Source organism: Mesorhizobium sp. M1A.F.Ca.IN.020.03.2.1 (assembly GCF_004023205.1).
Lineage (GTDB): Bacteria > Pseudomonadota > Alphaproteobacteria > Rhizobiales > Rhizobiaceae > Mesorhizobium.
On sequence record NZ_RZSV01000203.1, the window covers coordinates 1 to 10193 of the forward strand.

Annotated in this window: 10 protein-coding genes and 1 pseudogene; 7 read left to right on the plus strand and 4 right to left on the minus strand. The window is 63.5% G+C overall.

The annotated features are described in order from the left end of the window. Window positions 1–789: pseudogene (locus EOA79_RS24920) on the plus strand (N-methylproline demethylase); the annotation flags it as partial. 105 nt (window positions 790–894) lie between these two features. Next, on the plus strand, window positions 895–1632 hold the full coding sequence (locus EOA79_RS24925) for an HD domain-containing protein (protein ID WP_095801216.1): 738 nt from the start codon (window positions 895–897) through the stop codon (window positions 1630–1632). A gap of 124 nt (window positions 1633–1756) precedes the next feature. Here the strand turns inward: EOA79_RS24925 and EOA79_RS24930 are convergent, their stop codons facing one another. After that, complete coding sequence (locus EOA79_RS24930; RefSeq protein ID WP_095824784.1) at window positions 1757–2164, minus strand: hypothetical protein; 408 nt, start codon at window positions 2162–2164, stop codon at window positions 1757–1759. 170 nt (window positions 2165–2334) lie between these two features. On the opposite strand from EOA79_RS24930, the gene EOA79_RS24935 reads away from it, so the two are divergent. After that, a complete protein-coding gene (locus tag EOA79_RS24935) occupies window positions 2335–2763 on the plus strand; it encodes a MarR family winged helix-turn-helix transcriptional regulator (protein WP_095824783.1) in 429 nt (142 codons plus the stop codon). Here the strand turns inward: EOA79_RS24935 and EOA79_RS24940 are convergent. After that, window positions 2760–4829 (minus strand): EAL domain-containing protein, encoded by a 2070-nt coding sequence (locus EOA79_RS24940; RefSeq protein WP_067000493.1) that lies wholly within the window; start codon window positions 4827–4829, stop codon window positions 2760–2762. The genes EOA79_RS24935 and EOA79_RS24940 overlap by 4 nt on opposite strands. Window positions 4830–5128: 299 nt before the next feature. On the opposite strand from EOA79_RS24940, the gene EOA79_RS24945 reads away from it, so the two are divergent. Further along, window positions 5129–6316, plus strand: coding sequence for a glycine C-acetyltransferase (locus EOA79_RS24945; protein WP_095824782.1), 1188 nt, complete (start codon window positions 5129–5131; stop codon window positions 6314–6316). A 2-nt stretch (window positions 6317–6318) separates the two neighbouring features. On the opposite strand, the gene EOA79_RS24950 is transcribed toward EOA79_RS24945, so the two are convergent. Continuing rightward, window positions 6319–6603 (minus strand): hypothetical protein, encoded by a 285-nt coding sequence (locus EOA79_RS24950; RefSeq protein ID WP_128293391.1) that lies wholly within the window; start codon window positions 6601–6603, stop codon window positions 6319–6321. Between EOA79_RS24950 and tdh the strand changes: the two genes are divergently transcribed. After that, window positions 6569–7603, plus strand: a complete 1035-nt coding sequence (gene tdh / locus EOA79_RS24955; protein ID WP_067000502.1) for an L-threonine 3-dehydrogenase — start codon at window positions 6569–6571, stop codon at window positions 7601–7603. The two genes, EOA79_RS24950 and tdh, sit on opposite strands and share 35 nt — an antisense overlap. Window positions 7604–7685: 82 nt before the next feature. Here tdh and EOA79_RS24960 read toward each other — a convergent pair whose 3' ends face one another. Continuing rightward, a complete protein-coding gene (locus EOA79_RS24960; protein WP_164748462.1) occupies window positions 7686–8129 on the minus strand; it encodes a MarR family transcriptional regulator in 444 nt (147 codons plus the stop codon). Window positions 8130–8264: 135 nt separating this feature from the next. On the opposite strand from EOA79_RS24960, the gene hmgA reads away from it, so the two are divergent. Together hmgA and EOA79_RS24970 are read left to right on the plus strand one after the other, a co-directional pair. Continuing rightward, complete coding sequence (gene hmgA / locus EOA79_RS24965) at window positions 8265–9578, plus strand: homogentisate 1,2-dioxygenase (RefSeq protein WP_095824779.1); 1314 nt, start codon at window positions 8265–8267, stop codon at window positions 9576–9578. A gap of 106 nt (window positions 9579–9684) precedes the next feature. Beyond that, the coding region (locus tag EOA79_RS24970) for a fumarylacetoacetate hydrolase family protein (RefSeq protein ID WP_206639263.1) at window positions 9685–10193 on the plus strand (509 nt) is incomplete at its 3' end.

Genomic DNA, 10193 nt, shown 5'->3' on the forward strand with positions numbered 1-10193 from the left:
AGCCAGGCCGGCGGCCAGGTGCGGCTCGCGACGCAAAATCCCCGCCGCAAGGAACTGATCGGTATCATCGACTGGCGGCTTGCCGAGCTCGATCGCCTCGGCGTCGAGATCCGCTACGACACATGGGCCGAAAAGGACGATGTCCTCGCACTTTCGCCGGATGTGGTGATTGTCGCCACCGGCGGCCTGCCGCAGAACCCGCCGCTGGCAGCGGGCGACAATCTCGTCACCTCGAGCTGGGACATTATGGCCGGCAGCGTCAAGCCGGCCGAGAACGTGCTGCTCTATGACGACAATGGCGGCCATCAGGGCATGGGCGCGGCGGAATTGATTGCCAACAGCGGCTCGAAGCTGGAGCTGGTCTCGCCCGAACGCTTCTTCGCGCCGGAAATGGGCGGCCTGAACCACGTGCCCTATATGCGGGCTTTCCACGAGAAAGGCGTCACCGTCACCATCAACACTCGTCTGCGCTCCGTGCGACGCGAGGGTAACCAGCTCATCGCCGAGCTGGCGTCGGACTTCGCCGATGGCTGGCGCGGCGAGCGGCGCGTCGACCAGGTGGTGGTCGAGCATGGCACCGCGCCGCTCGACGATCTCTACCTCGCGCTGAAGCCGCTGTCGAAGAATGGCGGCGCGGTCGACTACGAGCGGCTGGTAAGCGGCGGCGACATTTTTCCGCCGCGCAATCCGGAAGGCGGCTTTGTTCTGTTCCGCATCGGCGACGCAGTCGCCTCGCGCAACATCCACGCCGCTATCTATGACGGCATCAGGTTCGGCATCCGGATCTGAACCTCGGTCCTCCAATGGCCAGGCTAGACCTGACAGATCTTATTTGCAATTTTCGGGCGCGGATTCGGAGGGCTGCAACCGGGGTCGCATAGTCGGGGGGCTTGCTTGACCGGAAAAGATCTGTTCGTTCCGCGCCAGACCAATACGGCGCTCTATATCCAATTGCACGAGTCCGGGCACTCGTTGGGCGATCTTCTACGCGTGCAGAAGGCCTATCGCGTGGCATGCGCGATGTTCAACGGCCGCTATCGAAAGTCAGGACGGCCCTTTATCTGCCATGCGGTAGGCGCCGCCTCGTCTGTGGCGCATTTCGAAAGGGATCTCGATTTCGTCCTCGCGGCGATGTTCCATGCTGCCTATGACAGCGGCCAGTATCCGGACGGCAGGTCCAGCAGGCGCAGCGAGGCGCACCGGAAATGGCTGGAGGCGCGGATCGGGCCGAGGGCTGAAGGCCTCGTCGCCCGCGTCGGCGCCATGAAATTCGACACCGGCGACCCCGAGCGCCTTCTGCAGGAGGGCGTGCCGGCCGGCGATGAGGACATCCTGTTCCTGCAGCTTGCGCACGAGGTCGACGACCTCGCCGACGGCGGCTTGGCATTCGCACCCAAATATGGCCGCTCGATCGAAACGCGGGTCGCGGCCTGCGCCATCTTGGCCAGGCAACTGGGCCGCGAGGATCTCGCCGCGACGATCGAAACATATGGCGGCCGTTATGAAGCGCTTGGCTGGGCGGCAGCGCTTCAGGACGTCAGACTGGAAGGTTTTCGCATCGCGCCGAATATGCGGACCTATATAAAGCTGCGACGGGAAAAACTACGCGGCGGTTCCGTTGAGGTGATCTGATGCACCGGTGACGGCCGCACCACGGAAACGCACCGGACCTTCAAGGAGAGCCACCTGCCGCGTTGGTCCGGTGCGCCGCGCGCGGCCGCCGGCCTGCACCGGTACCGCGCGAGCCGTTGAGGGGTCAGAACATCCTGGCCGTGGCCATGCACAATACGGTGACGACCAGCAGCCCGCCGGCGAGGCGTTCGCTTTTGGTCATTTTCGCGCGCAACTGCGTTTGCGTCGCTGCATCGGCACCGGCCAATCGCCTGCTGGAAGAGGCGACCAGGGCGCCCTGCACGCCGGCGGCGATCAGCGCCGTCGCAATGCCCAGCGCCAGCACCATTTCCATCGGGCCGAAAGCGCCTTCGTGGAAGAAATACCAAAGCAGCAGACCGGTCAAAAAGACCATGCCGGAGGCGCCGAGTTGCGGCCGGATAAAGCGCTCCGCCTTGATCTCCGGATCACGGGCAACCGCAATGGTCGTGCCGGCCCAGAAGACACCGGCCATAACATGCAGGCCGATGACGACGATGTAGACATATTGCATGACCGCATTCCTCTCGTTCGCCCCGCCACCGGTGTGACGCTTTGCCTGTCGGTTTTTGTCTATCGGCTGGGTCCGACAACGTTAATAAGGCAAAGTTAGATATCTAATAGTTAGATGTCAATGCTTCATGCGGAGTTCCGCCAATCCATTGCTTGTTCTAGTGTCCAGCCATGACGCCATTTGATCGCCCGCCCATCGGCATGAATCTCGCTCGCACCGCCAAACTGGTGGCGCAGGCCTTTGACACTGCCTTGGTGGAAGTCGGAGGAACGCTGCCGGTCTGGGTAACCTTGCTCTCGGTCAAGTCGAAGGAACTGGCCAACCAGCGCGAGCTTGCCGGCATGATCGGCATCCAGGGCGCGACGCTGACGCATCACCTCAACGCCATGGAGGCGCAAGGGCTGCTGACGCGCCGCCGCGATCCGCAGAACCGCAGGGTGCATCAGGTGGCGCTGACCGAAACCGGTGAAGCGCTGTTCGAGAAGTTGCGCCTCGCGGCCGTCGCCTTCGACAAAAGGCTGAGAGCTGGGCTGCCGGACGACCGGCTTGCGGAATTCGCCGAGGTGCTGGCGGCGCTTCGGGCGAATGTGGGAGGTTAAGCCCGGCTGCCCTGCAGCACCTTGAGCTTCGCCTTCTTCGGGCTGCGCGCGGTAAGCCATTCGCGCGCCTTGTCCTGAGGCATCGGGAAGGCGATCGAATAGCCCTGCACCTGGTCGCAGCCGATCGCCATCAGCGAGTCGAGCTCGGCCTCGGTTTCCGCGCCCTCGGCGACGATCGAGATGCCGAGGCCGCGGGCAAGCTCGGTGATGGCGCGCACGATCTTAGTGTTGTCGCCGTTCTCGTTGATGTTCTGGACGAAGCGGCGGTCGATCTTCAGCCGATCGATCTCGTTCGGGTTGACATGGCTGAGTGAAGCATAGCCCGTGCCGAAATCGTCGAGCTCAAGATGGACGCCCGCCGCGCGGATATGCCTGAGCTTGGCGGCGATGCCGGTCTTCTCGTCGTCGAGGATGACGGATTCAACGATTTCCAGCGACAGCTTCTGCGGCGCAAGCCCGGCTCGCTCCAGCGTTCCGAACAGGAAATTGTCGAAATCCGGCTCGCGCAGCTCGGTGCCCGAGACATTGACGGCGATGCGTCCGAAATCGATGCCGGCGCGATCCCATTCGGCGGCTTCGTTGATCGCCTTGCTGATGACGATGCGGCCGATATCCGGCATGAAGCCGCACTTCTCCGCCACCGGGATGAATTCGCCGGGCGAGATCATGCCGCGCGTGGCGTGCTTCCAGCGCACCAGTGCTTCGATACCGCTGATCTTGCCGCTGGTGAGCGACACTTGAGGCTGGAAATAGACCTCGAAGGTCTTTTCCGCGATCGCCGTGCGGATGTCCTGCTCGAGCTGCTTGCGGTAGTCGAGCTCGCGCCGCAGCTCTTCGGAGAAGAAGGAGAAGCTGCCGCCGCCGAGCTTCTTGGCCGAATAGAGGGCGAGATCGGCATGGACGAGCAGGTCCTGCGCGTTGTCGGCGTCGACTGGATAGACGGCGATGCCGGCGCTGGCGCCAGGCATTATGGTCGTGCCCTGGAAGGTGATCGGCTCGTTGATGTTGGCGATGATGCGCTTGGCCAGTGCATGGATGTCCTCGGTGCTGCCGGCGCCGTTGAGGATCATCACGAACTCGTCGCCGCCGAGACGGGCGCAAAGATCCGATGCGCGGCAGGAATCGCGCATGCGTTGCGCGGTGACGACAAGCACATAGTCGCCCGCCGCGTGCCCCAGCGTGTCGTTGATCTGCTTGAAGCGGTCGAGGTCGAGTTGGATCACCGCCAGCCGCTCGCGGCGACGATGCGCGCCCTTGATCAGCGTGTCGAAATGATCGGTGAGGAAGGTGCGGTTGTGCAAGCCGGTCAGGCCGTCATGCACGGCGATGAAGGCCATCGAATTGCGGGCGTCGACCAGTTCATGCGTCTTGCGCAGGATGGCCTTGGACATCGGCCGGAAGATGAATAGCGCGACCAGCACGATGACGCCGATGGTGGCAAAGAACAGCGTGCGGTGCAGGCTGAGCATCTCATCCGACCGCTCGGTGGCGAAGGCGCTGATGCGCTGGCCGAGCGCGGCATAGCCGGACAAAGTCGCATTGGCGACGGAGGCGTCGAGGCCGACGCGCTCGCCGCCGCCCTTATAGCCGTCGCTTTGCATGCCGAGCTGGGATGCAAATGATGAAACCAGTCGATCGCCGTTGGCGATAAGGCCGACCGAGAAATAGTCGAGATGGAACGGCTTGCTGAACAGCACATATTCGATCGATTGCGGATCGTTGCGCGCCGGCGATAGCGGATCGGCGCCGGTCTCCTTGAGCAGCCGGTCGTAATTGGTCTCGAACTCGCCCGTTGCCTGCTTGAGCGCGGTGACCAGCGCCGGCTGCTTGTCGCGCGGGGCGGCACCGGTCGCGCTGGCCAGGAAAACGATGCGCTGCGATAGCGCTTTCTGCGTGGAGACGATGTTGAGCAGTGCGTCATTGTGCTGCTGCTGCGCCATCAACTGCTGCAGCAGGATGAAGGAAGCCATCACCATGGCGGCGATGATCAGCAAGGCCAGCCAGTAGCCGCTCTTGATCAGCAGAATCAGCTTGCGCGAAACGCTGTGCACCGGCTGCTGCGACATAACTGAGTGACCCCTCCCGATCGACGGATTCCTGCCATGAATATGCGGCGCCAGAACCCTTGACGTGAAAGGGTTAACAGCTCGGCAAACCGGCACGGTGCCGGAGCCGGCGGCGCGACAAAGCTGACAGGATGGTTATTATGTCCTTTCGCAGATCGTCGCATTTGAACACATCCTTGTCCGGCTGCGCTGAAGGAGCTGCGGCGCGGCTTGCGCAACGCCACCGAAGCGGTCGTTTTTGCGATGGATTTTTCTTGTCCGCAGCGCGACAGTCCGCATCGAACAAACAGGGCCAGACCATGAGCGCAGCGTTTCTCTCCCACATCGACAACGAGCTTGAGGGCCTGAAATCGGCCGGGCTCTACAAGTCCGAGCGGGTGATTTCCTCCACGCAGTCGGCCCTGATCGAGGTCGCCGGCCAGAAGGTGCTGAATTTCTGCGCCAACAACTATCTCGGCCTCGCCGACAGCCCCGAGCTGCGCGATGCGGCGAAGCAGGCGCTCGACCGCTACGGCTACGGCATGGCCTCGGTGCGCTTCATCTGCGGCACCCAGGAAGAACACAAAGAGCTCGAAGCCACCATCTCTTCCTTCCTCGGCATGGACGACACCATTCTCTACGGCTCCTGCTTCGATGCCAATGGCGGCCTGTTCGAGACGCTGCTCGGCGAGGAAGACGCCGTCATCTCGGACGCGCTGAACCACGCCTCGATCATCGACGGGGTGAGGCTCTCCAAGGCCAAGCGCTTCCGCTACGCCAACAACGACATGGCCGACCTCGAGGCGCGGCTGAAGGAGGCGAAGGACTGCCGCTTCCGGCTGATCGCCACCGACGGCGTGTTCTCGATGGACGGCATCATCGCCAACCTGCAAGGAGTCTGCGACCTCGCCGAGAAATACGACGCCATGGTCATGGTCGATGACAGCCATGCCGTTGGCTTCGTCGGCAAGAACGGCCGCGGCTCGGCCGAGCACTGCGGCGTCGAGGGCAGGGTGGACATCATCACAGGCACGCTCGGCAAGGCGCTGGGCGGCGCGTCCGGCGGCTATACTGCGGGGAAGAAACAGGTGGTCGACTGGCTGCGCCAGCGCTCGCGGCCCTATCTTTTCTCAAACACGCTGATGCCGGCGATCGCCGGCGCCTCGCTGAAAGTCTTCGAGCTGATCCGCAATGGCGATGCGCTGCGCCGCCGCCTATATACCAATGCGGAACGCTTTCGGTCTCAAATGGGCAAGCTCGGCTTTACGCTTGCCGGCGCCGATCATCCGATAATCCCGGTGATGCTGGGCGACGCCGCTCTTGCGCAGGAGATGGCGGCCCGCATGCTGAAGCGCGGCATCTACGTCATCGGTTTTTCGTTCCCGGTGGTGCCGAAAGGCCAGGCGCGCATTCGCACCCAGATGTCGGCGGCGCACTCCGGCGCCGATATCGATCGCGCCGTCGAGGCGTTCGGCGAGGTCGGGAAGGAACTGGGTGTAATCGCTTGACGCTACCGCCGGCAATGGAAGTGGGCCATGGCGATCGATGTGACGAGCAGTATCGAGATCGCCAGGCCGCGCGCGGACGTCGCCGCCTTTTCTTTCGCGGCTCGCCGGCCGGCTTTTCCCGTCTCATGACCCCGCTCATAGCCGTGGCTGTCCGGCGTTCGACCGATCGCGATCTGCTGCGGCTGAAGAGCATCCTGGAAGCGGCAGGTTGATGATCCGTCAGGACAGGGAAGATTTTCTGGAGAGTGTTCGATGTCCAACATGATGAAGGCGCTGGTGAAGGCCAAGGCCGAGCCGGGCATCTGGATGGAAGAAGTGCCGGTGCCGGAAATCGGCCCCAACGACGTGCTGATCAAGGTCAGGAAGACCGCGATCTGCGGCACCGACGTCCACATCTACAATTGGGACCAGTGGGCGCAGAAGACCGTGCCGGTGCCGATGGTGACCGGCCATGAATTTGTCGGCACCGTCGCGGATTTCGGCGCGGCCGTCACCGAATACAAGGTCGGACAGCGCGTCTCGGGCGAGGGTCACATCGTCTGCGGCCACTGCCGCAACTGCCGCGCGGGGCGAGGGCATCTCTGCCGCAACACGCTCGGCGTCGGCGTCAACCGGCCCGGCGCCTTCGGCGAGTATGTAGCGATCCCGCAGCACAATGTCGTGCCGATCCCCGACGACGTGCCGGACGAGATCGCGGCGATCTTCGATCCATTAGGCAACGCCGTCCACACCGCACTGTCCTTCGACCTGGTCGGCGAGGATGTGCTGGTCACCGGCGCCGGCCCGATCGGCATCATGGGCGCGCTGGTCGCGCAATGCGTCGGCGCGCGGAAAGTCGTTATCACCGACATCAACCCGGTCCGGCTGGAACTGGCGCGCAAGCTCGGCGTCCAGCATGTGGTCGACGCCTCGAAGGAGAAGCTGCGCGACGTGATGCCGGCACTCGGCATGACCGAAGGTTTCGACGTCGGGCTGGAGATGTCGGGCGCCGCGCCAGCCTTCCGCGACATGATTGACACCATGAACAATGGCGGCAAGATCGCCATCCTCGGCATCGCTCCCACCGGCTTCGAGATCGACTGGAACAAGGTCATCTTCAAGATGCTGCATCTCAAAGGCATCTACGGCCGCGAGATGTTCGAGACCTGGTACAAGATGATCGCCCTGGTGCAGGGGCCGCTGGATGTCTCGGGTCTGATCACGCATCGCATCGGCATCGACGATTTCCAGGTTGGGTTCGATGCGATGCGCAGCGGCAGTTCCGGCAAAGTGGTGATGGATTGGTAGGGTTTGGTTGAAGCAGCATCCTGGCAATGCTGCGGGACAGCTCCCTCTTTGGCCTGCCGGACAGAGGGGGTGTGAAGGATCGCTACGAAGAAGATAAAGCCTCTTCCAGTGCTGCCACCCCCCTGACAATCGCCGCTCTCTCTTCCTCGCTCAGCCTCGCCAGCAGCTCCCTTTCAAACGTCTTCGCCAGCGGCACCATCTCGCGATAGGCGGCGAGCCCCGCCTTGGTCAGCGTCAGATGCTCGACGCGGCGGTCGTTCTCGTCCGGCGTCCTTGTCAGCCAGCGCCGGCGTTCGAGCTCGGCGACCGCGCGCGACACCTTGGTCTTGTGCATGGCCGACTGCTCGCCGAGTTCCGTCGCCGTCATCATCCCGCGCTGGCCGAGGCCTGAGAGCGTGCGCCATTCCGGCCGCGTCAGACCGTGGCGCTCCTTGTAGATGCGCGAGAATTCGCGGCTCACGGTGTCGGCCAGCCGGTAGAGCCGGTAGGGCAGGAAGTTTTCTAGCTCGAGAATTTCCGGTTTCATTTGGCGCACCATCGATGCGGGGTTCGGCGTTGATAGTTACATTATCGATGGTTACAAATGAAACCAGTTTGGTCAACATCACCGGAAAGCCTTCCTCAACGCTGAGGGCGGCAGCCCGGGATCAGGGAGGATCGGATGGCCTTTTCCTATATGCCGGGGTTCGGCAATGATTTTGAGACCGAGACGCTGCCGGGATCGCTGCCGCAGGGCCGCAACTCGCCGCAGCGGCCGGCCTACGGGCTCTATGCCGAGCAGCTTTCGGGCTCGCCCTTCACCGCGCCGCGCGGCACCAACGAGCGCTCCTGGCTTTACCGCATCCGTCCCAGCGTGAAACACACCGGCCGCTTCAAGGGCGCGAGCTATCCCATGTGGAAGACGGCGCCCAACGTCGGCGACCACGAGCTGGCGCTCGGCCAATACCGATGGAACCCTGTTCCGATCCCGACCGAGCCGACCGACTTCATCTCCGGCATGCGCACCATGACCACCGCCGGCGACGCGGTCGGCCAGTCCGGCATGGCGGCGCATGTCTATGTCGCCAACCGCTCGATGGTCGACGACCATTTCTTCAATGCCGACGGCGAGCTCATGATCGTGCCGCAGGTCGGCACGCTGCGCTTTGTCACCGAGATGGGCGTCATCGAGCTTCGCCCCGGCGAGATCGCGGTGCTGCCGCGGGGCCTCGTCTTCAAGGTCGAGCTCGCCGACAAGGAGGCGCGCGGCTATGTTTGCGAGAACTACGGGGCAAAATTCACCATGCCCGACCGCGGCCCGATCGGCGCCAATTGCCTAGCCAATCCGCGCGACTTCAAGACCCCCTGCGCCTGGTTCGAGGAGAAGGAGACGCCATGCCGGCTGATCGTCAAATGGTGCGGCACTTTCCACGTCACCGAGCTTGGCCATTCGCCGCTCGACGTCGTCGCCTGGCACGGCAACTACGCGCCCTATAAATATGATCTGGCGACGTTTTCGCCGGTCGGCGCGATCCTCTTCGATCACCCTGACCCGTCGATCTTCACCGTGCTGACGGCGCCGAGCGGCGAGGAGGGCACCGCCAATGTCGACTTCGTCATCTTCCCGCCGCGCTGGCTGGTGGCGGAAAACACTTTTCGGCCGCCCTGGTACCACCGCAACATCATGAGCGAGTTCATGGGCCTGATCCACGGCCAGTACGATGCCAAGGAGGAAGGTTTTGTCCCCGGCGGCATCAGCCTGCATAACCAGATGCTGGCGCACGGACCCGACGCCTCCGGCTTTGAGAAGGCCTCCCGCGCCGACCTGAAACCGGTCAAGCTCGACAACACCATGGCCTTCATGTTCGAGACGCGCTTTCCGCAGATGCTGACGCGCTACGCCGCCGAGCTCGAAACCTTGCAGGAGAACTACATCGACTGCTGGGCCGACCTGAAGAAGCGCTTCAACGGCACGCCGGAAGGCGACTGGCCCTGATTGGTGAGGTCAGAGTCAGGAAAACATCGGCGGGTGGCTTGACGATCACTCGCCACGGCCTTGTTGTGGGACGAGCGGCACGAAGCCCGCGAGGAGAGGAAACCGCATGAAGCTTGCCACTTTGAAGAACGGGACGCGCGACGGAAAACTGGTCGTGGTCTCGCGCGATCTGACGCGGTTCACCGACGCTTCTTTCCTGGTGCCGACGCTGCAGGCTGCGCTCGACAATTGGGAGCGCTTGGCGCCGCATCTGGCGGCGATGGCGGAATCGCTCGAGACCAACGCGGTGCCCTCGGCCCGCTTTCACGAGCATGACGCCCATTCGCCGCTGCCGCGCGCCTATCAATGGGCGGACGGCTCCGCCTATGTGAACCATGTCGAGCTGGTGCGGAAGGCACGCGGCGCCGAGATGCCGGCGAGTTTCTGGACAGATCCGCTGATCTACCAGGGCGGCTCGGACTCCTTCCTTGCGCCGCGCGATCCGATCCGCATGGCCGACGAAGCCTTCGGCATCGACATGGAGGCGGAAGTTGCCGTCATCGTCGGCGATGTGCCGATGGGCGCCGGGCTGGGCGAGGCACGCGAGGCCATCCGCCTCGTCATGCTGGTCAACGA